Raw genomic sequence first — 23184 nt, forward strand, 5'->3', positions numbered from 1 at the left:
TTCCGAAACGGTGTTGGAATTGCGCGAGTGGCGGTCAGAGCCGCAACTCAGTTTGTTTATCAAAAAGCGATGCCCGCGACGGATTGAGACCAATACGAAGGGTTTCACCGACTGAAACCTTAGCCTGCCCATCCATCCGCACCCGAAAAGGTGTCCCAGCCAGTTCACAGTCAACCAGAGTATCAGAACCTGTGGGCTCAATAAGGCCGACAGTTACATCCGTCTGAAATGGCGCATTGCCAACCAGTTCACCAGTCACCACGTGTTCTGGCCGGATGCCAAGAGTGGTTTCACTGTCTGTCGGGCTACCGTGGACAAAATTGTATCCGGTCATCGGAATGGAAAGATCACCAAATTCAAACTCTCGCCCTTTAATTCGACCATCCAGAAAATTCATAGAAGGTGACCCGATGAACCCCGCGACGTATTTATTGATTGGTTGCCCGTAGATTTCGTCTGGTGTGCCAAGTTGCATGATTTGACCACCGCGCATAATTGCAATTCGATCGGCAAGAGTCATTGCCTCGATCTGGTCATGCGTTACATAGATCATTGTATTTTCTAGGTTTTGGTGCAGGCGCTTAATTTCGACCCTAAGATCCGCACGTAATTTGGCATCAAGATTGGAAAGTGGTTCATCAAACAGAAATACGTCCACATCACGTACTAAAGCCCGCCCAATCGCGACGCGCTGACGTTGCCCGCCGGAAAGAGCAGCGGGTTTGCGCTTCAGAAGCGGCTCGATCTGCAACACTTCGGACGCCCGTTTGATGCGCTGGGCGATCTCGGTCTTCGGTAACTTGGCGTTTTTTAAACCAAAGGAAAGATTCCCTTCGACCGTCATCTGTGGGTAAAGCGCATAAGACTGGAACACCATTCCTATTCCGCGTTCCGAAGGCTCGGACCAGGTAACGTTGTTGCCATTGATGTGGATTTGTCCCGCAGTCACATCAAGCAGCCCCGCGATACAATTCAGCAGGGTAGATTTTCCGCAGCCTGATGATCCGAGCAAAACCAGAAACTCACCTTTTCCGATTTCCAGATTAAGGTTTTGAAGAACTTTGACTGAGCCGAATTCCAGGTCGAGGCTTTTGATTTCAACCGAATTGTTCATACGAATTCACCCTTTGACTGCGCCAGCGGCGATACCGCGAACGAAGAGTTTCCCGGAAACGAAGTAAATAGTGAGAGGGACAAGGCCTGTAATGATCGTTGCGGCCATGTTGACGTTATATTCCTTAACCCCTTGCGTGGAATTAACGATGTTATTGAGCGCCACGGTCATCGGATAGGTTTCAGGTCGTGCGTACACAACCCCAAAGAGAAAATCGTTCCAAATACCAGTGACTTGCAGGATCACGGCAACTGTAAAAATCGGTACCGACATCGGCAACATAATGCGAAAATAGATGCCCCAAAATCCAGCCCCATCGACGCGGGCGGCCTTGAACAGCTCTTCTGGCAGCGAGGTAAAGTAATTCCGGAAAAGCAGGGTCAGGATGGGCATTCCAAAAATGGTGTGCACAATCACCAGACCGCCCAGCGAGCCATAGATACCCATCTCGCGTAGCATTATGACGATCGGATAAAGCATCACTTGATAAGGGATGAACGCGCCAAAGATGAGGATAGTAAAGAAAACATCAGCACCTTTGAATTTCCAGTTGGCTAGAGCGTAGCCATTAACCGAGGCTATCGCGATCGACATAAATACAGACGGAACCGTAATCTTGACCGAATTCCAAAATCCGGTGCTGAGTCCGTCGCAAGTCAGGCCGGTGCAGGCCTCGGACCATGCTTTCACCCAAGGAGCAAATGTCACCTCTACAGGCGGGGAAAAGACGTTCCCCAACCTGATCTCGGGCATACCTTTAAGTGAGGTTATGATCATTACGTAAAGAGGCAACGCATAGTAGATCGCAACAACAAAGAGTGTGCCGTAGAGAAAAATGTTTCTACGCGAGATGACTTTCCTCGGCTTTGGACCTTGCGGTCCCGACAATGTCGAAGGCGATACATCAACCACGGTTTTTCGAGCCTCCGAATTCGAGAATTGCCCAGGGAATTACAACCAAAGCCACAGTCAACAGCATCATCGTCGACGCGGCAAAACCCTGACCCAGATTGTTTGCTCGGAACATCATGTCGTAGACATATTTCGCTGGGACTTCTGTCGAGACACCCGGGCCGCCGCCTGTCTGGGCGACGATGAGGTCATAAATTTTCACAATACCTGTGACGACCAAAACCAATGTCGTGATAAAAACCGGTCTCATCATTGGGATGACGATAAATATGTAGGTTTTCCAAGCAGGGATTCCGTCGATACGCGCTGCTTTCCAGACCTCCTGATCTACACCACGTAACCCGGCGAGCATCAGCACCATAACAAGACCGCTGCCTTGCCAAAGCCCAGCGATCAAGACCCCGAATATTGCGATGTCTGCGTTGTAGAGAGGATCGAACGCAAAGCTTTCCCAACCCAGTCCTTGAACAATGCTCTGGATTCCAAAATCGGGGTTTAGGATCCATTGCCAAACCAGACCAGTAACAACAAAGCTAAGTGCGTAGGGATAGAGAATGATGGTGCGAACGGTGTTCTCAAACCGGATTTTTTGATCAATCAATGCGGCTAGAATGAAGCCGATGACAAAAACCAGCACCAGCATACACAGGCCATAGATGATCAAGTTCTCGATCGAAACAAGCCATCTGTTGGTCGACCACAGCCTTTCGTACTGATCTAACCCAACCCATTTGAGCCGAGGTAACAGGCCAGATTTCGTGAAGCTGTAGACAACAGTCCAGGCCGTGCCGCCAACAAATACAAAAAGCGCTGTTACGATCATCGGGATCGCCGCTATTTTTGCTGACTTGTTGCGAAACAATTGGCTCGGGCGCCCGTTGCTCATGCGCTTTCCCCAACTCAAATATTGAACGGTAGTTTGCGGTCGACCCACCTTTTTGGTTGATCGACCGCGCTTCTGTTTATTCGGCGTTTTCGATAATCGTCACGAATTGCGCCTGAGCGTCCTCAGCCGTTATCGAAGGATCAGCGAAGAATTCGACGAAGAGCGTGCTGATCTGGTCGGCCGTGTCAGGCGTGTTCAGCATCGCTGTGTCAGGCAGCAGGGCGCCTTCACTCAGAAGTTTCAGGCCCTTCTGCATGCAGTCGTTTGCAGTCGACAAATCAATATCACCGCGAACAGGCAGCGAACCTTTTTTCAAATTGAACGCCACTTGCGTTTCAGGTTTCAGCATCAGTTTTGCCAATTCAGTCTGCGCTGCGACTTGCGCTTCATCTTCCAACACCGGGAAATAGAAGGCATCACCGCCGGTGCTCAGCAGCTCGGTCATGCCCAAACCGGGCAAGCAACTATAATCTTCACCGGCGACTTGTTCAGCCATGGCAAATTCACCTTGCGCCCAGTCACCCATGACCTGACCTCCGGCCTGCCCGGTGATTACGAGATTAGTTGCGTCATTCCAGTTTTGTACCGTTGATTCTGCGGCCATGGCGCGCGCTGTTTCAGCCGCTTTGAAAACTGCTGCCACATCCTCGCCCCCGGCGATCTCAACATTTTTGTCGCCGTACACAGACATAAACACGTCATTTGATACCAAAGCGGCAAAAAGAACATTAAACAGCCCGCGCTGTTGCCAACCTTGTTGTCCCAGCGCCAGAGGGAGCTTTCCAGCCTCCTGAAGTTTTGGCGCGGATGCTACGAATTCTTCCCAATTGGTGGGAACCGGCAGTCCTGCATCTTCGTAGGCTTTGTGCGACAACCATATCCACTGCCAAGAGTGAATATTTACAGGCGCGCAATAAATGCGCCCGTCTACGGTGCATGCGTCAAGCAATGTCGAAGGGTTTACGATATCCTTCCAACCCTCTGCCTCGGCAATATCCGTGATGTCGCGTAAAAGACCTGCTTCAATCAATTCTTCGGCCTGACGCCCATGGTTGAACTGGAAGGCGCCCATCGGATCTCCGCCGGTCAATCGACTGACCATTACTGCCCTCGCCGCCTCTCCGCCAGCGATTGCCGCGTCAACCCAAGTGTTTCCCGATGCATTGAATGCGTCTGCGAATTCCTTCACCGCCGCAGCTTCGCCACCAGAAGTCCACCAATGCATGACTTCCAGCTCGGTAGCAGCAGCGCTGGACGCCGCGACAATCGCTGTTGCTGATAACAGCCCTTTGACCCGATTCATGTCTTCCTCCCAATCTATAACGTTATAGGCCGATCTATAACGTTATAGTTAATGCTTGCAAAGGCTTTTTTTAGACGGCTATATATGGACCGCGCTCTTGCGGAGGAACGACGGAACTTGAATACCGAGCCTCAATTATTGCCTTCACGGAGTTGATCGGAATGCGACGAACGACAGCAGATCTTTGCAATTTGAGTTCCGACGAGCTCAAGGCACTCGTCCGTCCCGGCGAACGTCCGACTTTGAAAACAATTGCAAGAATCAGCGGCTTGGCCGTCGCGACCGTGTCACGTGCGTTGGGCGATGCACCGGACATCAGCAGCGACACCAAAGAGCTTGTTCGAACCATAGCTCAAGCCATCGGATACGTCCCCAACCGGGCCGGCGTCCGACTGCGCACAGGCAGAACGAACGTCATAACATTGGTCGTTCCTGCAGAAGGCGAAGTCATAAACAACGCTTCGAAATTGACGAATTCAATTGCTCTGGAACTTCGGGGCACTCAATTTCATCTAAACGTGCTGCCGTGGTTTCCAGACGAAGACTCACTTCGCCCCATCAAATATATCGTCGAAACCCGCTCGGCAGATGCCGTGATCTTCAATATGACTGAGCCCGAGGACCCCCGAGTCGACTATCTTTTGAAGCGAAATTTCCCTTTCGCGACCCACGGACGCACTATTTGGTGCGACCGACACGCATACTATGATTACGACAACACAGCTTTTATGCACGTCGCCCTTAAGCGGCTTGCTGCGCGCGGCCGCAAAAATGTATACGCAATGTTGCCTCCCTCAAGTCAAAACTACTCGCAAGATATGTTGCGCGGATTGGAACAGGCGGCTCCGAATCTGGGCCTTACTTTTCGAGTGGCGCAGAACGTGGACAGTGATCAATCTTCCGACGACATCCGTCATTGGATCAAGCGCAGATTGTCAATTTCACCTGATATCGATGCCATCATCTGCTCATCGTCAAAGGCAGCGATGGCCGCTATTGTTGCAGTTGAGCAAAGGGGCAGACGTTTAGGGCAGGACATTGATGTATTCTCAAAGGAGGTTGTCCCAATATTAAAGCTGTTTCGCGAAGATATCCTTGTCGAATTTGAAGACGTTGGAACCGCGGGTAGCTTTCTTGCGAAAGCAGTTATGAGGCAACTACTACAGCCAAGCCAACCGCTCATGCAGAAGCTCGAGGTCCCAGCAGACGACTAGTACCGGTGTGAATTACATAATGCCGAAGAGATGAAGTTTCGTTTCGGTAAGTCGCAAGACCAACGTTTGGTCCTTTGGGGCGGCGTACCTAAAACATTTGAAGGACGAAACTTTGAGCCATGGACGAACGGAGCTCTGAAGTGATGCGCAAAACGGCATTCCTCAAGTTACTTGCGCGACCATACGAAGTCTTTTCATTTGAGTCATGGCGCACATCAATATTCGCTCCAAGATATTGCCCCTGGCTACTAGTTGAACGCCAACTTCCCTTCTGAATGCAGTCTGCGAAACGCTTCCAACGTCCAACGGATTCCTTCTGCAGGTTTTACCGAAGGATAGTCCCCAAGATAATCTCTGATTGGCTGGTCACTCAGGTCAGCTGGTACCGGCAACATATCACCGGTCGTGGTGATCTCGTGTGCTGGATCAAGGCTGGAAAGTATCTCCAGCCCTTCTTCGACAGTCATGCAGGTTCCATTTAGGTCAAAAACAACGGCTCTTTCACCATCTTTGCTCACGGATGCTATGAAAGCTGATGCAGCTTCACCTGCGTAAAGCCAACTCAATGGTCCTCCGTAAGAAATTCGAAATGGTTTACCGATGACAGAATGCGCCAAGCCCACGCTGAACTCTGACGTCATCCCTTGGTCGCGCCCTACCCCGTAAACAACGTTTGGACGAATTCCCACCGACGGCACCCCCCAATCAAGCGAATAAACTTCTGCAGTGTATTCATTCGCAAGTTTGTATGCGCCATAAAGCGTGGCAATTGTCGGTCCGCCCGGCGGCATTCCGTGGACAGCAGACGAGCTTGCGTAAGCAAGCCTTTTCAACCCATGTCGGCGCGCGACTTCAAGAACATTTATTGTTCCTTCTACATTCACACGAGCGCCCAACGCCGGGTCAGCTTTGCAAAAAGGGATCATCAATCCAGCAAGGTGAATCACGGCGGTAACATTGTGCCTACCGCAAGTTTCGTAGAGCTGATCCTGATTTGATATATCGCCGACTTCCCAGGTTACGCAACTTGCAGCCTCGTCATCAATCAGAAGTGACAATCGCCTTCGATCTTCGCGAAGATCGAAGGCCACGACCTTGGCGCCAGAGTTTGCAAGGATCGCAACAACCCACGACCCAATACACCCTCCTGCACCGGTAACCAGTATGGTTCCAGTTACCCGAGATGGTTCGATCAAGAATGGTTCGGTCAGAGAATCCAATTTTCACAACTCCCGAAGTTTCCAAATCTAATATGGAAGTGTTAATTACGTTAGTCGACCCACAAGAAATCAGATCGTTTTGGGCGACAAGCGCCGATCATGTAGGCCCTTCAACGGCGGAATATGCACGCCCACCAAACCGATCATGAGCGCAAGAGATATTCCTGGTCAAAGCAACCAGGTAAAAGACTCCAACGTCTACAGCCGATGCAATAGTACATAAAACATTGTTGGAAAAAATTACTCTGTCAAAAAATGGCGACCCCGGCAGAACTGCCCAAGGTCACAATTTCCTCAAGGAAATCAAACAATGGACTGGGACACAACCGGTGTTTTCGGTCCTAATCGGAACAATGGGTTACAAACCCCGCTGGGACACAAATTTGACGACGATGCAATGAAAAACCCCGGCGCGACGGCAATCGCAACCGGGGTTCGGAGTTTGTTTGAAACTGGTCGGTTTCTCCCTGAGTATACTTCATCTTTCCCCATTTGGGCAATCCATAGGGGGGCGTTGTGATGGACGGATCTTTCACCGAAAGCCCACTGGATAGCGCACTGCGGCTCGCAGACACCCACGGATGGTACGTGTTTCCGGTCAAAGTGACACCGTTGCCAAACGGTAAGTCCAATAAATCCCCGCTGATCAAGTGGGGTGATGGCGCAAGCAATGATCCGGACGTCATTGAAGCGATGGTCACGAGTAAAAAGGGCGTTCCCGCTTGGGAATGCGCGACCCATGTTGGCGTCAATTGTAGGCGCTCTGGCGTGTGGGTGATAGATGAGGACGCGGAAGGCGCGGCAAACTCATTAAACCTCCCTGAAACGCTGATTATGTCCACTCAGCGCGGACGGCATTTCATATTCACAGCTGCGGACTTCGACCAGCGCAACACACAATCAGACCCAGCACTTGGCGTCGATATTCGGGCCAATGATGGGATGTTTGTGGTCTATGGGCATGTGCTTCATGACGCAGAGATAGCGCCCTGGCCTTTTGAGTATGTGATTGGGGCGAAAAGCACCTCCGCGAAGACAGACAGCGATTTTCGGTTCGACACAGGCGGCGCCCGTAAGACCGTCGCGGATTACAAACGTCTGTTTGAAGAGGCCAGCATTGACGGCAAAAAGCATGCGGCGACCCGCGACATCGCAGCATCGCTCGCGGCACAAGGTGTTTCAGAGGCCATGGTAACTGCCGTCATCCAGGCGGTGTGCCCGGTTTGGGACGACAACCTGCAAAACAGCATAACCTCAGCCTTCAAAAAGTACCGAGGCAACACGTTCCGCCACACGGGCATCGATCTGATCCGCGACAGTAAGGATCGCCCCATCTGGAACGCGGCTAATGCTGAACGGTTGTTAACCGGGCATGAAGATTGGCAAGGCGTCTGGAGCTTTAATAAGTTCACAGGACAGCGCATGCGCGACGGGCGCGACTTGGAGGATGACGACTACCAAGATGTAACGGCCTGGTTTAACGCCAATGGGTTTCCAAGAGCTACGCAGCAGATTGTCGTTCAGGCTGTGCGCAAGGTTTGCAGAAATCAGACATTCAATCCTGTGACGGAGTATCTATCCAGTCTCAAGTGGGACGGTACTGAACGCATCGGCACATGGCTGACGAAGTACTGCGGCGCAGATGACAGCAAATATGTCCGGGAAGCAGGTGCGAGGTGGCTGATCTCAGCCGTCGCACGCGCCAAGCAACCCGGCTGCAAGGTGGACGCCATGCTGGTGCTGGAAGGGCCGCAGGGTGCGCGAAAATCGTCAGCCGTGCGCGCCCTGGCCGGGCCTGAGTGGTTTGGCGACAGCCTGCCAGACATGCATCACAAAGATGCCTCCAGCTATATACGTGGCAAGTGGATCATTGAGATCGCGGAGCTGGTTGCGGCGCGCAAGGAAATTGAAGCCGTTAAAGCGTTAATGTCGCGCCAGGAAGAATGTTTCCGGCCTGCCTACGGGCGGGAAGAAATCAAAGAGCCGCGCCGCTGCGTCTTTATCGGCACCACCAATCAGGACAACTACCTGCGCGACGAAACTGGCAACCGGCGGTTCTGGCCAGTCAAGGTTGGCACCATTGACGTGGATGCCATCACGCGCGACCGCGACCAGCTTTGGGCCGAGGCTGCCCACCATTTCAACAATGGTGAACGGTGGTGGCTGACCGGCGAAGCAGAAGTCGCGGCCCGAGAAGCGCAAGGGGATCGGTTGGACATCGACCCGTGGATGTCTGACGTTGAAAACTTCGTAGCCAACAAGGACATCGCCTGCCCGCGCGAAATCCTGAGGATAGGCCTTCAAAAAACACCCGATCAATGCACTCGGTCGGACAGCGACCGCGTTGTGCGCTGCCTCAAAGTGCTTGGCTTCGAACGCGATGGGCGGATGACTTCCGGCGAGCACAAAGGGCAAGCCCGCTACGTACGTAGCGGGGAACGGAGCAATGGTGAATGGAAGTGAACAACGCGGTGAATAGAGGCGATATGTTCACCCATTTTTGGTCGTGAGTGAATGGGTGAACGGCATTCCTTAACACTTTATGAAAGTGGGTAACTTATTGATTTTCATAGGGTAGGGGGTGAATGGAGATATGGGTAATAGTACCAATAAAATAGGTTGGAAATCCTGTTCACCCGTTCACCCCACCAACGCCGATCGAGTGCGGCAGCTGGCAAAGGAAAAGCTGACGGTCACCAATTTCAAATTGCTCAAGTGCCTGCTGACCGAGTTGGGCGCAACTCCGCCCTGTTTTCAAGTGTGTTTCTGTCAATTGTCCAACTGGGGTTTGGCATGTTGCGAATTCAAGGGCGTTTTTCGCTAGATCAATGGTTTAGCGTTGGTCAATGCCTGAGTTCACCGGCCAGCAAAGGGGGTACTTTTGAATGCATCGAAACAAGCGCAATTCAGTGAACTTGAGTTCACTCGTCTCGATGCACTTGCATTAATCACAGCATTAAAAGCAGCCATTCATCCAACCCGCAGCGAATGACCGCTCCGAGCCCAGAGCGGAAGTGCTCTGGCTAAGACTTGTGCGCCGCGCTTCTGTTGCTTGACCCCAAAGACTGGCTTACTCAGAGCGAGACCATAAGGACAAAGCACATGCCAAAAAACAGCTGGAAGATTGCAGTCATCCCGGGCGACGGGATCGGGAAAGAGACGACGCCGGAAGGTATTCGTGTTCTGGAGGCCGCCGCGAAACGGTTTGACCTGGGATTTGATCTTGACGATCACGGCTTTGCCTCCGCCGACTATTACACCAAGCATGGGCAAATGCTTCCAGACGATTGGAAGGATCATCTGGGTGGAAGTGATGCACTCTTTTTTGGGGCAGTCGGATGGCCTGAAGTTGTGCCCGATCACGTCTCGCTTTGGGGATCGCTCATCCAGTTTCGGCGCGAGTTCGATCAGTATGTCAGCCTGCGCCCCGCGCGCGCCATGCCTGGCGTGCCGCTGCCATTGGCGGGTCGCGGACCCGGGGACATTGACATGATGATCGTGCGCGAGAACACCGAAGGCGAATATTCGTCGATCGGTGGTAAGATGTTCCCCGGCACGGATCGAGAGATTGTTCTGCAAGAGTCCGTCATGAGCCGGGTCGGTGTCGATCGCATCCTGAAATATGCATTTGATCTGGCGGCAAAACGCGGCAAGCACCTGACATCTGCCACTAAATCCAACGGGATCTCGATTACGATGCCGTATTGGGACGAGCGGGTCGCCGAGATGGCGGCGCACTATCCCGACATTAAGGTCGATAAATATCATATCGACATTTTGACCGCCCAATTTGTCCTGCACCCAGACTGGTTCGATGTTGTCGTGGCGTCCAACCTGTTTGGCGACATCCTGTCTGATCTGGGCCCGGCCTGCACAGGTACAATCGGCATTGCGCCGTCGGGAAACATCAACCCGGAAGGAACGTTCCCATCTCTCTTTGAACCAGTCCATGGCTCTGCGCCGGACATCGCGGGACTTGGTATCGCCAACCCGATCGGTCAGATATGGGCGGCGGCCATGATGCTGGAACATCTGGGTGCGCCCGAGGCCGGCGCGTCGATTGTGTCGGCTATTGAGCGGGTCTTGTCGGAGGAGGCTTTGCGCACGCCCGACCTTGGAGGGCCAGCCGACACCAAGACATGTGGCGCGGCAATAGCGGATGCCGTTTTGGAAGGGTCGTAAGTGGTCGCGTCCGCTTTCCTTAAAGGCTTTGACGTCCAACGGGTCGAGTTACCTGATCTTGCCATTAACTACGCCAGTGCAGGGACAGGATCGCCGATCTTGCTGCTGCACGGCCATCCACAAACCCATATAGTCTGGCGCAAGATTGCCCCGCGCCTTGTGGAAGCCGGCTATCAGGTGATCGCTCCTGATCTCAGGGGCTATGGCGACAGCAACAAGCCGGAAAGCGATCCCTCGCACCTTCCATATTCCAAGCGGGTCATGGCAGCCGACCAGATCGCCTTGATGACGCATTTGGGCCATGACACGTTTTCCGTCGTTGGCCATGATCGTGGAGGCCGGGTGGCCCATCGCCTCGCGCTTGATTTTCCGGATGCCGTTGAACGTCTGATCGTTCTTGATATTGCCCCGACTCTCACGATGTACGCGCAAACCAATCAGGAGTTTGCGACGCGCTATTTCTGGTGGTTTTTCCTGATCCAGCCGGACGGATTGCCGGAAAAAATGATCGCCTCGGATCCTGAGTATTTCTTGCGCAGACATATCGCGAGTCAGGTCAAGATCGACGGGTCCGTGGACGAGGCTGCGATCGCCGAGTACCTGCGCAGCTACAGGGATCCGGCGACACTTCATGCGATTTGCGAAGACTACCGCGCGGCGGCGAGCATTGATCTGGAGCACGATCGGGAAGATATTGCCAGTCGCGTCAACGCTCCGCTGTTGGCCATATGGGGCGCGCAAAGCGTTGTTGGAGAGCTTTATGACGTCGAGGCGACCTGGCAGGAAAAAGCCAACCACGTCTCGAGTGCCGCCCTGCCATGTGGACATGCAATCCCCGAGGAAGCGCCAGCAGAATTAACTCGGCATATTCTTAGGTTCCTTGCGGGGTAAAGCAACGGCGCCTGTTCCACCGTATACCGCCATTGTCGTTGCAATCAGCAAGTTCCGCTCCGTCCGCAGAGCGGTCGCTAAAGATGTTTCTGCTGAACGACCGCTCTGAGCCCTAAGCAGTCTTTGAGTTTGTTAGCTAGGGTCGAAACGTACGCACCAGACTCACGCCTGCGTCGGTGAGGTCGGAAAAGCGTGCAAGAATGTGTTCCCGCGCAAGTTTGGGAGGATCGTCAAAATTCTCATCAAGCGCTCGGATCAATCGCATAATGCGGCGTTTATGAACACCTGTAACCGCCTGAAGCGGATCTGCGATAACGCCGGCAAACGTGGTCACAATCGATGCGCCAGCTGCGAGTGCAAAACCAATGGAAACGACGAACCACAGCGGTACTTCCGGAGGAAAAACGCCATACCAAACGCTTCCAAGACGCTGTCCGAACAGAAAACTCTCGCTTGCGGCCGTTGTCCTTGCGACATCCGATACGATCGGAGCCATCGAAACCACGCCAGGGGTCGCTGTTTCGAAGACAATGAGCCCGACACATAGAAACATTACTGAGGTGAATATTTCCGAGATGGCGTTGCGAACGTCTGCGTATTCCTCAACAAGCCGTTTTTGATGAGGTGTTGTTTGGCTTAAGGGTTCGCATCTTTCTTCCATCACTTCAGCCCATATGGAAGCTTCCACGGCCCTTGAGACGGATGAGCGGAAAAAAACGCGACGGCTGCTGAGCCAACTCGACATCCTTCTAAAGCCAACACCGCGAAGTATGAGTGCGGCAAGACGCACCAGCAAAAACAGGGGGGCCAAAGCAACATTTGTTGGAGAACGAACAAGATCCCAGCCAAGAGCGTGACAATGTAGTTTAAACGACCCAAGAAAACCGTAATGCCTCTCAACGAACGCTTGCGTCAAAACGGCATCCTTTGCATGCGCTGTATTTGTCCTGTTCATCGCAGTGCAGGCTTCCTGATCGCTTCAAAGGCTATTACCAGTTACATGTAGTTGATGCTGGTCACACAACCAAGAAGCAGACATCACTTTGCCAAAATGGCATAAGCTGTTTGCCCTTCACATGCAGCAACGCTGCGCATGGCAGCTTCCTCCGCAATGTAGACGTTCCCCTTGATCGAGCGAAAGTCCGTACCGAGCCCAAAGGCGACGTAGATTATGAGCGCAGCATTTGTCGTTTTAGGGCGGAAACCGACCATTTGCTGCGTGCATGAGCCTGTAAGCTCGAACAGTCGGAAGCAGACATTCAAGTGACCTTGAAACCGGATTTTAATCTGCGCGAGTGAATGACGCCGGAGATTGAAAAAATAGATATTGTGCAGAGTTTTCCGGATTGTGATTAAGGTCTCTTGCCCAGCACTTCATTGTCTGGTCGAGTAGATGTTTATTCTGATGATTTTTTCGTTTCCTGGCCAATATTTTCGAACATATGCCACTAACGTTCACCGCGTCGGTAGGGTGCCATCAACGCCGCGGGTACTTCGGCTCTGCGGGCGACAAGGACGAGCGCAACGATCGAAAGTACATACGGCGCCATAAGGAACAACTGATATGGCACACCCTCAACCGTTGTCTGCAATCGCAGTTGGTAGGCATCGAAGAAAGCGAACAACATCGCGCCAATCAGAGCCTTACCGGGCCGCCAGCCAGCGAAGACAACCAATGCAATGCAGATCCAACCGCGCCCCTGCACCATGCCCGGGAAAAAGCTGTTGAACGCCGTTGTGGTCAGAAAGGCCCCGCCCACCGCCATCAAAGCCGACCCGACAACAACCGCGCCGATACGGATACGGATCGGGTTCAGCCCCTGCGCCTCAACCGCATGAGGGTTCTCACCGGTCATACGAATGGCCAACCCCAACGGCGTGCGGGCAAGAACGTAGGCCATCACAGCCACCGCAATGAGCGCCAGATAGGTCGGTAGAGCCTGGGAAAACAAAATTGGACCCAGAATGGGTAGATCGGACAGCCCTGGAACATTGAGCGGCTGGAAGGCCTCGATCGTCGGGGGCAGATCTCCCACTTCAACAAGCAATCTGTACAGGTAATAGGCCAAAGCAGATGCAAACAGCGTTATGCCCAGCCCTGAGACGTGTTGCGAAAGCCCAAGTGGAACTGTCAGCATGGCATGAAGCAATCCCATCACCGCGCCGCATAGCGCTGCAATAATGAGGCCTACAAGCAATGGTGCGCCCATGTAGACTACAAGCCAACCGCTCATCGCCCCCATGGTCATGATCCCCTCGATTCCCAGATTGAGCACGCCCGAACGTTCGCAAAGCAACGCGCCAAGAACACCAAATATGAGCGGTGTCGCAATACGCAGCACGGAAGCCCAAAGACTGGTATTCATCAGCAGATCAATTGCATCACTCATCGGCGCACCCGGTAGGTTGTGAAAAGAAGGGCCACGATCATGGTGAGCAGGCACAGTGCCACGATCACATCGGCAATGAAACTGGGAACACCTGTCGCACGGCTCATGGCATCGGCCCCGACAAAGACGGTGGCGACAAAAACAGCGGCAGCGACCACTCCGGCCGGATGCAAAGCGGCGAGCATAGCGACGACAATGCCCGCATAACCAAATCCGGGGCTCATGGTGGTGGTGACCCCCGCAGTGACCCCCATGACTTCGACAGACCCCGCAAGCCCTGCCAGCGCGCCCGAAAGCAGGGCCACACCCATGATCGTTTGGGGCAGGGAAATTCCGGCAAAGACAGCGGCACTGGCGTTTAAGCCTGCGGCGCGTGTTTCAGCACCAAAAACAGTACGCGCAAGGATCAGCCAAACAGCGCCTGCTGCAGCGATTGCAACAAGCAGCCCGATGTGAAGACGTGTACGGGGGATCAGATCCGGAAGGCGGTAATCCCCGTCTACGGGCACCGAAGAGGGCCACCCAAATGCCAGCGGATCACGCATAGGACCCTCAATCATGAGGCCAACGAAAAGGATCACGATGAAATTGAGCAGCAGGGTTGTCACCACCTCATCTACGCCGAAACGCAAGCGTAAAAAGGCAGGCCCTGCCAACAGGGCCGCGCCCGCCGCCATGCCTGCCAACATCAAGATCGGAACACCGATCCACCCTGGAACCCCAAGTGAATGACCGATCCAAGCGGTGATCAGCGCCCCAACAAAGAACTGTCCCTCGGCCCCGATGTTCCAAAGTCGCGCTCGGAAGGCGACAGCTGCGGCAAGCCCAGTAAAGATAAGCGGAGTGGCGCGGGTCAGCATCTCGGCGATGGAAAGGCGCGAGCCGAATGCGCCATTCACCATTTCGCCATAAGCCGTTAGCGGATTTACGTCAGCAGCAGCGATGAGACCTGCGGCCAAAAGCAATGCAGTAAAGATCGCGGCCAGTGGCGCAATGATCGCAAGGTGCAGCGGCACATGTGAGCGTCGTTCAAGCCGCATCATCATTTTCCTTCCAGACACCTGCCATCATCAGGCCAAGGCGTTGTGGGTCGGCTTCATCAGCGGATATCGGTTCTGACAAGCGAGCTTTTACGATGGCCTGTATTCGGTCTGACAGGGCCACAGCTTCTTCCAATTCTTCCGAGATGAGCAGGATCGCGGCACCTTCGGCCCGTGCTGCCAAAAGCTCGGCATGAACCGAGGCAATTGCCCCTTCATCAAGACCACGCGTCGGCTGGTTTGCGAGCACAAAACGCGGCCCATTGGTCAGGACCCGGCCAAGGATCAGCTTTTGCATATTGCCGCCGGACAGCAGCCTTGTTCGCGTGTCGGGGCTGGCGCCGCGGATATCAAAACGTTCGATCAGTCCCGCAGTGTAATCCCGGGCGGCGCGTTGTCGAACAAAGCCGCGGTGCGAAAATTCCGGTGTGCGCAAGCGCTCAAGCACCGCGTTTTCCCACAAACTCAATTCGCTCACAACGCCTTCTGCATGCCGGTCTTCAGGCACCCTGCCTGCGCCCGCGCGGATCATGCCGCGCGGACCCAGATGGCCGATATCTTCGTTCAAGAGTGTTAACTGACCCGCACTTGGATGTACCAATCCTGACAGCAGCCCACCGAGGGAGGACTGACCATTGCCTGAAACGCCAACTATACCAAGGATTTCACCGGCATGGACAGCGAAAGACACATCATCCAGCCGCAACTCACCGTCTTCTTCCACGCTCACATCGTTTGCGATCAGGACTGGCGCTCCAATCTCATGGTCTTGACGTACGGGACGCTCCACCCTGCGGCCAACCATCAGTTCCGCCAACTCTTCAGGTGTGGTTTCAGGTGTTTTGCGTTCTGCAACTATCTTGCCGCCACGAAGCACCGCCACACGGTCAGAGGCTGCCATGACCTCATGCAGCTTGTGGCTGATGAAGATAAGCGAGAGGCCCTCTTTCGTCATATCGCGCAGCGTTTCGAACAGGCGTATCGCCTCGGGCCGGGCTAGAACGGCAGTAGGTTCATCCAAAATCAAAATACGCGCGTCGCGATAGAGCGCTTTCAGAATCTCGACCCGTTGACGTTCACCAACGGAAAGCGACCGAACCTTGGCCTCTGGATTTACAGGCAGGCCGAACCGCTCTGAGATCTGCAACAATTTCTTGCGCGCCTCGCCACGAGCAGAACGGGTGCGCGTCAGCGGTTCGGAACCAAGCATTACGTTTTCAAGAACCGTGAGGTTGCCCGCAAGCGTGAAGTGCTGGTGTACCATTCCCACACCCACCTCGATCGCTGCACGTGGCAGACCCGGGGGCAGCTCTTTGCCAAACACCCTGACAGAGCCTTTATCCGCTGCGTAATGGCCGAACAGGATATTCATCAGCGTCGTCTTACCCGCACCATTTTCGCCCAACAGAGCAAGAATTTCCCCTTCTTCTAGTGTGAGGGTCACATCGTCATTTGCGGTAAGCGTTCCGAAATGCTTGGTAATGCCGTTTAGTTCCAGAACCTTGGTCATGCGGGCAGGCCTGCGATTGGGTGCGGAAAATGGATTGCGGGCGCGCGGGCTTCGATAAGTGCGCCAAGTTTCAGGAGCGCAAAATCCGAGCCGGGGGAACCAATCAGCTGAATGCCGAGTGGAAGACCATTTGCCATGCCAAAAGGCAGCGCCAAAGCTGGCAAGCCCGCTACATTTGCAAGTGCGGCGTTCGGGGCAAAAGCCTCGAGCCGCGCCATGTGATCGTCTGGGGAGGAGCCGGACAGATCCAAAGTGCCTACAACGGGCGGTGCAGACGAGAGGATCGGCATCAGGACAGCATCGGCAGACTTGAAAAGCTTGCGAGATCGATTTGTCAGACGTGCGAGCTGTCGTGAGGCCGCAAAAAGCGCTGTGGCCGGTGTCGCACGGCCCTCGGCGGCCATGGTCGCGGCAAGTGGTGGAATCCTATCATCAGAGATACTGAGTGCAGTCAGCCACTCGGCCAAGGAAACAGCTAGTATGGTCCGGGCGATTGCGTGAGCCTCATCCCCCAATTGGTCGGGGGCATGAATATCGCACACCTTACAGCCTGCATCGTGCAGCGCGTCGGCAGCACTTTTCGCAGCCTTGCGCTGGTCAGCACCGCAACGCTCCGGCAATGCCAATGCGACGCGGGGGCGTTCTGGCAGATATACCGGGGCCATGGGCTGGGCTACCGCGTCAAAGGCGGTCTTTACGTCGCGGACCGACCGCGCAAGGACCAGCTCAGACGCAATGCCCATCAGGTGATTGGCAAAATCAGGGCCTCCGGGCACCGCGCCACGAGAAGGCTTGAGCCCGGTCAAGCCGCAACACGCAGCGGGAGCCCTGATGGACCCGGCTGCATCCGTGGCATGAGCAATTGAAACAATACCAGCAGCAACCGCGGCTGCGGCGCCACCGGATGAACCACCGGGTGTCAGAACGGGGTTCCATGGATTGCGGGTCGCAGCCATGCCATCGGGTTCGCATGTCAGGGAAAGGCCAAACGGGGGTGTTGAGGTTAAGCCGAAAGGGATCAGGCCGGCTCGGCGAAGACGTCGCAGCAGGTGGCTGTCACTTTCGGGCTTACGACATTGCGCACGGATTGCCGCGGATCCTGCCGCCGCAGGCAGCCCTTTTGCGAAACCGCCGAGGTCTTTCACCAAAAACGGAACCCCATGAAATGGCCCGCGCTGGTCTGGTGGCAAAGTGTCTGCAACCTTTGCCCCATCGCGGGCCATATCTTCGTCCAGATATACCACGGCCCCCAAATCCGCGCGTGCGTGGCAGGCGGCAAGGCTGGATTCCATCAGTTCGCAGGCAGAGATCTGCCCTGCCGTGATGGCAGCTGCAAGAGCTGTGGCATCGGTCACGTTAAAGCCCTCGGGATCAGGAGGGCTCGCTTTCATCAATCGGAACGTCCCATTCACCGGATTGAATTGCGGCCTGTTTGGCCTCCATCCCCGGAATGGCGTCGGCGGGTACTTCATCGGCGACATAGATCAGCTCATTGCCGCCAAGCGCCATAAAGGAATATTCCGTGTAATTGCGCCCCGTTGGATTACCGGCCTGAACATCCGCCACGATGGCCTGGATGGTCGGACCGTAATTCCAGATTGCATTGGCAAAGACCGTGCCCGGGTATCGCGGCGTATAATCGATGAGTGAACCGATGGCCTTCACACCTCGCGCTTGGGCCGCATCCGCAGTGCCAATGCGCTCACCAAACAGAATGTCTGCGCCCGCATCGATCTGGGCAATCGCAGCTTCCTGCGCGCGGGCCGGATCGAACCATGCACCGATAAAGCCGTTGACGAAGGTGGCGTCTGGGTTCACTTCGCTTACGCCCATGCGGAAAGCATTGATCAACAGGTTCACCTCGGGGATCGGATAGCCACCGACCGAACCATAAACATTGCTTTCTGACATTTGGCCCGCGAGCATCCCGGCCAGATAGGCTGCCTCGTGGTTGCGGGTGCCAAAGACACCAAAATTGTCACCTTCCGGCCCGCCGGAAGACCCCATCAGAAATGCGGTGTTGGGGTAATCACCCGCCACTTCGCGCGCTTCGCGTTCCACAGCGTAAGATTCGCCCCAGATGATTTGCGCACCACCTTCGGCATATTCACGCATCGCACGGGGATAGTCGGTCGGAGCGACGCCTTCTGAAAACTCATACTCAATCAGACCAGCATCTGCGGCCTCCTGCATAGCCACATGGATGCGACTGTTCCACGCATTTTCGACCGGAGACATGTGCACTCCGGCGACGCGGGTCGCAGATTGTGCATTCACGCGACGGACATAAGCCGGCAGGGCCAGCGTTGCCGCAGCGCCGACCATCAGTTGACGGCGGGTTGTGGTGAGTTTCATTAGTAGATCCTCTTCTGTTGGTGGCAATTCTTCTTGTTATCGAGCTTCCTGAGTATTGGGCCTGGGCGCGTAATCTGCGGGATCCAGGGTTGTGGGACGGCCGGGCAAAGAAAGCGCGGCCATTCGTGGTTCTGTGCGGGCCAGCACCTTTCCGTTTTTGATAACGGCAAGCCGGGTGGCTTTCATACGAACAGCTTCAATCGGGTCCTGCGCTTGCAGCACAACCATATTGGCAGGGCCGCCTTCGCGAATCGTCGGGTCGGGCAAGCCCATTGCTTTGGCGCCATTCTGAGTAACGGAAGTAAACGCCCACTCCATCGCTTCGCGGGATGTCATCGGCACGGCGTGCACGCCCATATGAGCAACTTCCAACATGTCGGCGGAGCCAAGCGGATACCATGGGTCCATCGTGCAATCCTGTCCGAAGGCGACATTCACACCTACCGCGCGCAGCTCTGGAATTCGGGTCAGACCCCGACGGCGTGGATAGGTGTCCGAGCGGCCTTGCAGCGTGATATTGATGAGAGGATTGGGCACTATGTTCATGCCGCTTTCTGCGATCAGCGGAATTAGCTTCGATGCATAGTAATTGTCATACGAGTGCATCGCGGTGACATGACTTGCCGTTACCCGCCCGCCAAGCCCAAGGCGCGTGGTCTCATAGGCCAATGTTTCCACGTGTCGCGACATTGGATCGTCGCTTTCATCGCAATGCAAATCCAGCATCAGACCTCGGTCCGCCGCTATCTCGGCAAGTCTCCTGACCGACCGGGCACCTTCCGACATCGTGCGTTCGAAATGCGGGATCCCGCCCACCACATCGACACCCAAATCAAGGGCTTGGATCAGGTTTTTTTCCGCGTTTTCTGCGCGGTAAAGACCATCTTGCGGGAATGCTACCAGCTGCAGATCAATATAGGGGGCGACCTGCTTGCGGACCTCCAACAGCGCTTCAACGCAAACCAAAGGTGCGGATGAAACATCCACATGCGAACGGATAGCCAATAACCCTTGCGATACGGCAAGGTCGCAATATCGCATGGCGCGGTCAATCACTGCTTCAGGTGTCAGCAGGGGTTTCAGCTCACCCCAAAGCGCAATGCCTTCCAATAGTGTCCCCGAGACATTCATGCGAGGCGATCCTAGGCTCAGGGTCGCATCCATATGGAAGTGTGGGTCGGTAAAGGGGGGTGAAGCCAAGCGCCCAGCCGCACCGATTTCTTCGCCCGCCTCAGCCTCGATCTTGGGGGCAATTTCTGCGACGCGGCCACCCTTGATCGCAATATCCAGCGGCCCTCGGCCATCTGGCAGGCGGGCTTGTCTGATGATAATGTCGAGCATTCATCCTCCCCCAAATTTGACCACATGGTAAAAGTATTCTGAAAAAATGCTATATTTTTTTACTTTGTTTCAGGAACCAGCGCATCTGATAGTCTGATGCAATTCGGATGCCTGTGAACGCGAGACCGTTAGGCGTCGATCGAATGCGAATGCCTGCAAGGCGGAATGCAAACGCAGCAATTCGTCGTATCGATGGATGGCGGCTATGGGCCAGAACCTCCAGTTTCTTGGATCGGACCGAAGATCGGCTTTGTCCGCAAAACAGACGCTCACGAAAATTCTGCGAATGACCGCACCGAGCCCAAATCGGACACCTATCCGGCTGGTACAGCTAGACAGATGTCCGAATTGGCATTCGTTAGCCAGATGTCGGGTGGGCGTAAGTTTGATCGGAATTGGCATCAGCGAGGATTGCGCCAATATCGACAAGCCCCAAATCGACGTCGGTGGCCGACGTTCCATATTTGTCGCGTGGTGGCATAGGGCGCGATTGCCATTCAGGTTGGAAGGCAAAGCTGGACACAGATCGTCCTTCAACCAGCGCACCATTTCCCGCGCCCAATGCATAGTCATAGTACAGTTTGACAATCTCTTCTTCGTTGACCTGGCCTGTGGCCTCGTGGGCCATGCAAGCGGCGTGCCATTTTTTGACACGTGCATATTCCGGCCCGACAGGCAGCTCAAAACCCTCGTAGTAATCCAGGAACCAGAAGCGTTTGAAGACAGGCGCAAATACGGCTTCGGCCAAACCGAACTCCTCAAACAAGAAGGTGCCATCCGGGTTATGTTCCATCAGAAAGTCATTCAGGTCCCGGTACAGTGAGAGCAATTTGTCATTGTGGGCCTGTTTCTGTGCCCGGTCCTGGTTCATGACATAGATATAGCCCGCCATGGTGAAGGGGCCTTCTTTGGCAATCAGCATGCTTTCGATCGCATGTTCGCGAGGATCGGCGCGGCGAAGCCGTGGCCCCTCCAGAACTTCATCAAGATAACGCAGGATCACCAGGCTTTCCTTGATGATGTGACCTTCTTCCGTTTCCAATACCGGCAGGGCGGTTGTCCCACGGGTTTTTCGCAAGAGCTCGGGGTCACGTGGTTTGGTGATGTCGACAACTCTGAACTCGACCGCGTTCTGCAAACCGCGAAGTTCCAAAAGGATTTCGAGCCGTTGGGAGAATGGGCAAACTGGAATGTGATATACAATGTGCTTGTTCATGGAGCTCAATCCAATGGCGGACCGGTGAAGGTCATGTTGTGTTTGGTGGCAGAGGCTTCGATGACCGGCATATCCTCGGGGATTTGGCACTGTCCATCCGCCATGTCCTGAAAGAACCCCTCAAAGCCGCCCGGGGTCAGAATAACGAGATGGCGAGACGGTTCGTCGCCGATCACCTTGAATGTGTGTTCCTTTCCGCGCGGGATGAAGACGCTTTCCCCCGGACCCGCAATCGTCTCGATCCCTTCGATCCAGATTTTGCAGGTTCCCGTGATCATTACGAATGTTTCGTCTTCATTGTGATGAACGTGGCGGGGCGGTCCGCTGCCGACGGGCGACAGGCTGTCGACGATCGACATGGCCCCACCGGTTTCTTCCACCGTCAGGATGGTATTGTAACGGACGCCAAGCCATTCGATAGTGGCGTCATCAGTCATCAAATCTTTCATCGTTTCAGTCCCCGTTCTTGAGATGAAACGAAAGCGCTTTCGTTGGTTTCATTTTACCGGGATTATTCGGTATCACTCCAACGAAAGTTCAAAATACAGGGTATCACCAACGTGAATTTCGCAACGCTTGACCTTAATTTGCTCAGAATTCTGGACGCTATTCTTCGCGAAGGGTCGACGACTAAGGCCGGCGAAAGGCTGGGGTTGTCGCAATCTGCGGTGTCCAATGCCCTGAACCGGCTGCGACATTCCTTAGATGACACCCTGTTTGTCCGACATGGGAACAAGTTGGTCCCAACCGATTTCGCCGCTTCGATCAAAGATGGCTTGCGCGAAGAACTCAACCGGCTGGAAGGATTGCTAACCCCACCCGACGATTTCGATCCTCTGCAGGCACAGGGCAACTTCAAAATCTCGGCAAGCGATTTCTTTGCAGAACTCCTGATGCCAGCGCTTGGCGCCCACCTCAATCATAATGCACCGGGAATAACCGCCCAGTTGGTCGATCTGGTTCCCTACAATTACGTCGAAAGCCTTGACCGATATCAGGCCGACGTCGCCCTTATTCCGGATACGGAACTGCCAGAGTGGATAAATCACGAACCTCTGTTCCATTCGTCTTTTTCCGTCATTGGCAGAGCCACCAATCCCGCGCTTTCAAGCTTTGTTAGCGGCGGTGAAATGTCTTTGGAAACTTTTTGCGCACTGTCCCATGTCCTGTTTTCTCCTGAGGGCAAAATGTCGGCCATGGGGGATGCAGCCTTGGCAAAGGTCGGACGAAAACGTCAGGTCGCCATGACTTTGCCGGTGTTTTCGGGCGTGTGCAGAACCGTCAGCGAAAGCGATCTTATCGCGCTGGTGCCGACGCAACTGGCCCAAAAGGTCTCGATAGGATTTGACCTTAAACATTTCACGCCACCGTTCGAAATCGCTCCTGCCTTGATCATCGCGATTTGGCACAAAAGATCTGATGAAAATCCGATGGCAAAATGGATGCGCCAGCAGGTCTTTCAACTTATGAAGCCATTGGAAGAGAGTTAGCTACAGGTGCGGACCCTCTCGAAAGAACGGGAAGCGTCCGCTTCGTCCGCAACTCTGCTGTTCAGCAGATTTCAGCGAACGTCCACTGCCGTTCAATGCAGACCTTCAGGCGAAAATTCT

At 54.4% G+C, this 23184-nt stretch carries 20 protein-coding genes; 5 read left to right on the top strand and 15 right to left on the bottom strand.

Features of this window, described 5'->3' with window-relative positions; translation table 11 throughout:
• Nucleotides 1–34 precede the first annotated feature (34 nt).
• The 4 genes from AC2FNE_RS16825 to AC2FNE_RS16840 all read right to left on the bottom strand — a co-directional run bounded on the left by AC2FNE_RS16825 (nucleotide 35) and on the right by AC2FNE_RS16840 (nucleotide 4215).
• Nucleotides 35–1114, bottom strand: a complete 1080-nt coding sequence (locus AC2FNE_RS16825) for an ABC transporter ATP-binding protein (RefSeq protein ID WP_170606328.1) — start codon at nucleotides 1112–1114, stop codon at nucleotides 35–37.
• A 6-nt stretch (nucleotides 1115–1120) separates the two neighbouring features.
• On the bottom strand, nucleotides 1121–2026 hold the full coding sequence (locus tag AC2FNE_RS16830; RefSeq protein ID WP_170480808.1) for a carbohydrate ABC transporter permease: 906 nt from the start codon (nucleotides 2024–2026) through the stop codon (nucleotides 1121–1123).
• The gene (locus AC2FNE_RS16835; protein ID WP_170480811.1) at nucleotides 2019–2912 is read right to left on the bottom strand and encodes a carbohydrate ABC transporter permease; all 894 of its coding nucleotides are present in this window, start codon (nucleotides 2910–2912) and stop codon (nucleotides 2019–2021) included. Before AC2FNE_RS16835 ends, AC2FNE_RS16830 begins: the two co-directional genes overlap by 8 nt.
• 76 nt (nucleotides 2913–2988) lie before the next feature.
• A complete protein-coding gene (locus AC2FNE_RS16840; RefSeq protein WP_170480813.1) occupies nucleotides 2989–4215 on the bottom strand; it encodes an ABC transporter substrate-binding protein in 1227 nt (408 codons plus the stop codon).
• A gap of 161 nt (nucleotides 4216–4376) precedes the next feature.
• Here AC2FNE_RS16840 and AC2FNE_RS16845 point away from each other — a divergent pair, with 161 nt between their 5' ends.
• The gene (locus tag AC2FNE_RS16845) at nucleotides 4377–5429 is read left to right on the top strand and encodes a LacI family transcriptional regulator (protein ID WP_170480816.1); all 1053 of its coding nucleotides are present in this window, start codon (nucleotides 4377–4379) and stop codon (nucleotides 5427–5429) included.
• Between the two features lie 248 nt (nucleotides 5430–5677).
• Here AC2FNE_RS16845 and AC2FNE_RS16850 read toward each other — a convergent pair whose 3' ends face one another.
• Nucleotides 5678–6649, bottom strand: a complete 972-nt coding sequence (locus AC2FNE_RS16850; protein ID WP_496805844.1) for an NAD-dependent epimerase/dehydratase family protein — start codon at nucleotides 6647–6649, stop codon at nucleotides 5678–5680.
• Between the two features lie 519 nt (nucleotides 6650–7168).
• Here AC2FNE_RS16850 and AC2FNE_RS16855 point away from each other — a divergent pair.
• The 3 genes from AC2FNE_RS16855 (at nucleotide 7169) to AC2FNE_RS16865 (ending at nucleotide 11722) form a co-directional block, all read left to right on the top strand.
• The gene (locus tag AC2FNE_RS16855) at nucleotides 7169–9112 is read left to right on the top strand and encodes a VapE domain-containing protein (protein ID WP_496805845.1); all 1944 of its coding nucleotides are present in this window, start codon (nucleotides 7169–7171) and stop codon (nucleotides 9110–9112) included.
• 639 nt (nucleotides 9113–9751) lie between these two features.
• Nucleotides 9752–10831, top strand: coding sequence for a tartrate dehydrogenase (locus AC2FNE_RS16860; protein WP_170606340.1), 1080 nt, complete (start codon nucleotides 9752–9754; stop codon nucleotides 10829–10831).
• Nucleotides 10832–11722 (top strand): alpha/beta fold hydrolase, encoded by an 891-nt coding sequence (locus tag AC2FNE_RS16865; protein WP_170606342.1) that lies wholly within the window; start codon nucleotides 10832–10834, stop codon nucleotides 11720–11722.
• A 136-nt stretch (nucleotides 11723–11858) separates the two neighbouring features.
• Here the strand turns inward: AC2FNE_RS16865 and AC2FNE_RS16870 are convergent, their stop codons facing one another.
• The 10 genes from AC2FNE_RS16870 to AC2FNE_RS16915 all read right to left on the bottom strand — a co-directional run bounded on the left by AC2FNE_RS16870 (nucleotide 11859) and on the right by AC2FNE_RS16915 (nucleotide 22023).
• On the bottom strand, nucleotides 11859–12677 hold the full coding sequence (locus tag AC2FNE_RS16870; protein WP_496805846.1) for a DUF6635 family protein: 819 nt from the start codon (nucleotides 12675–12677) through the stop codon (nucleotides 11859–11861).
• A gap of 83 nt (nucleotides 12678–12760) precedes the next feature.
• The gene (locus AC2FNE_RS16875; protein WP_496805847.1) at nucleotides 12761–12934 is read right to left on the bottom strand and encodes a hypothetical protein; all 174 of its coding nucleotides are present in this window, start codon (nucleotides 12932–12934) and stop codon (nucleotides 12761–12763) included.
• 236 nt (nucleotides 12935–13170) lie between these two features.
• Complete coding sequence (locus AC2FNE_RS16880) at nucleotides 13171–14112, bottom strand: ABC transporter permease (protein WP_170606345.1); 942 nt, start codon at nucleotides 14110–14112, stop codon at nucleotides 13171–13173.
• Complete coding sequence (locus AC2FNE_RS16885) at nucleotides 14109–15152, bottom strand: ABC transporter permease (RefSeq protein ID WP_170606347.1); 1044 nt, start codon at nucleotides 15150–15152, stop codon at nucleotides 14109–14111. Before AC2FNE_RS16885 ends, AC2FNE_RS16880 begins: the two co-directional genes overlap by 4 nt.
• A complete protein-coding gene (locus tag AC2FNE_RS16890) occupies nucleotides 15142–16662 on the bottom strand; it encodes an ABC transporter ATP-binding protein (protein ID WP_170606349.1) in 1521 nt (506 codons plus the stop codon). The genes AC2FNE_RS16885 and AC2FNE_RS16890 overlap by 11 nt, the downstream gene beginning before the upstream one ends.
• Nucleotides 16659–18053 carry an amidase gene (locus AC2FNE_RS16895; protein ID WP_496805848.1) on the bottom strand — a complete coding sequence of 465 codons (1395 nt, stop codon included), beginning with the start codon at nucleotides 18051–18053 and terminating at the stop codon, nucleotides 16659–16661. Before AC2FNE_RS16895 ends, AC2FNE_RS16890 begins: the two co-directional genes overlap by 4 nt.
• Entirely contained in the window at nucleotides 18034–19017 is a 984-nt protein-coding gene (locus tag AC2FNE_RS16900) for a BMP family protein (protein ID WP_496805849.1), read from the bottom strand. Before AC2FNE_RS16900 ends, AC2FNE_RS16895 begins: the two co-directional genes overlap by 20 nt.
• Nucleotides 19018–19053: 36 nt before the next feature.
• Entirely contained in the window at nucleotides 19054–20358 is a 1305-nt protein-coding gene (locus AC2FNE_RS16905) for an amidohydrolase family protein (RefSeq protein WP_170606355.1), read from the bottom strand.
• A 358-nt stretch (nucleotides 20359–20716) separates the two neighbouring features.
• Nucleotides 20717–21574, bottom strand: a complete 858-nt coding sequence (locus AC2FNE_RS16910) for a glutathione S-transferase family protein (protein ID WP_496805850.1) — start codon at nucleotides 21572–21574, stop codon at nucleotides 20717–20719.
• A 5-nt stretch (nucleotides 21575–21579) separates the two neighbouring features.
• Nucleotides 21580–22023 carry a cupin domain-containing protein gene (locus AC2FNE_RS16915; protein WP_170606359.1) on the bottom strand — a complete coding sequence of 148 codons (444 nt, stop codon included), beginning with the start codon at nucleotides 22021–22023 and terminating at the stop codon, nucleotides 21580–21582.
• Between the two features lie 111 nt (nucleotides 22024–22134).
• Here AC2FNE_RS16915 and AC2FNE_RS16920 point away from each other — a divergent pair, with 111 nt between their 5' ends.
• Nucleotides 22135–23064 carry a LysR family transcriptional regulator gene (locus tag AC2FNE_RS16920; protein ID WP_496805851.1) on the top strand — a complete coding sequence of 310 codons (930 nt, stop codon included), beginning with the start codon at nucleotides 22135–22137 and terminating at the stop codon, nucleotides 23062–23064.
• Nucleotides 23065–23184 lie beyond the last annotated feature (120 nt).

The sequence above is a fragment of the Ruegeria sp. YKSD179 genome (assembly GCF_059612885.1).

What these genes read in the sequence shown, in the direction of transcription:
- AC2FNE_RS16825 (WP_170606328.1), bottom strand. Translation starts at nt 1,114, where the DNA reads ATGAACAATTCGGTTGAAATCAAAAGCCTCGACCTGGAATTCGGCTCA.
- AC2FNE_RS16835 (WP_170480811.1), bottom strand. Translation starts at nt 2,912, where the DNA reads ATGAGCAACGGGCGCCCGAGCCAATTGTTTCGCAACAAGTCAGCAAAA.
- AC2FNE_RS16840 (WP_170480813.1), bottom strand. Translation starts at nt 4,215, where the DNA reads ATGAATCGGGTCAAAGGGCTGTTATCAGCAACAGCGATTGTCGCGGCG.
- AC2FNE_RS16845 (WP_170480816.1), top strand. Translation starts at nt 4,377, where the DNA reads ATGCGACGAACGACAGCAGATCTTTGCAATTTGAGTTCCGACGAGCTC.
- AC2FNE_RS16855 (WP_496805845.1), top strand. Translation starts at nt 7,169, where the DNA reads ATGGACGGATCTTTCACCGAAAGCCCACTGGATAGCGCACTGCGGCTC.
- AC2FNE_RS16860 (WP_170606340.1), top strand. Translation starts at nt 9,752, where the DNA reads ATGCCAAAAAACAGCTGGAAGATTGCAGTCATCCCGGGCGACGGGATC.
- AC2FNE_RS16870 (WP_496805846.1), bottom strand. Translation starts at nt 12,677, where the DNA reads ATGAACAGGACAAATACAGCGCATGCAAAGGATGCCGTTTTGACGCAA.
- AC2FNE_RS16875 (WP_496805847.1), bottom strand. Translation starts at nt 12,934, where the DNA reads ATGGTCGGTTTCCGCCCTAAAACGACAAATGCTGCGCTCATAATCTAC.
- AC2FNE_RS16880 (WP_170606345.1), bottom strand. Translation starts at nt 14,112, where the DNA reads ATGAGTGATGCAATTGATCTGCTGATGAATACCAGTCTTTGGGCTTCC.
- AC2FNE_RS16885 (WP_170606347.1), bottom strand. Translation starts at nt 15,152, where the DNA reads ATGCGGCTTGAACGACGCTCACATGTGCCGCTGCACCTTGCGATCATT.
- AC2FNE_RS16890 (WP_170606349.1), bottom strand. Translation starts at nt 16,662, where the DNA reads ATGACCAAGGTTCTGGAACTAAACGGCATTACCAAGCATTTCGGAACG.
- AC2FNE_RS16895 (WP_496805848.1), bottom strand. Translation starts at nt 18,053, where the DNA reads ATGAAAGCGAGCCCTCCTGATCCCGAGGGCTTTAACGTGACCGATGCC.
- AC2FNE_RS16900 (WP_496805849.1), bottom strand. Translation starts at nt 19,017, where the DNA reads ATGAAACTCACCACAACCCGCCGTCAACTGATGGTCGGCGCTGCGGCA.
- AC2FNE_RS16905 (WP_170606355.1), bottom strand. Translation starts at nt 20,358, where the DNA reads ATGCTCGACATTATCATCAGACAAGCCCGCCTGCCAGATGGCCGAGGG.
- AC2FNE_RS16910 (WP_496805850.1), bottom strand. Translation starts at nt 21,574, where the DNA reads ATGAACAAGCACATTGTATATCACATTCCAGTTTGCCCATTCTCCCAA.
- AC2FNE_RS16915 (WP_170606359.1), bottom strand. Translation starts at nt 22,023, where the DNA reads ATGAAAGATTTGATGACTGATGACGCCACTATCGAATGGCTTGGCGTC.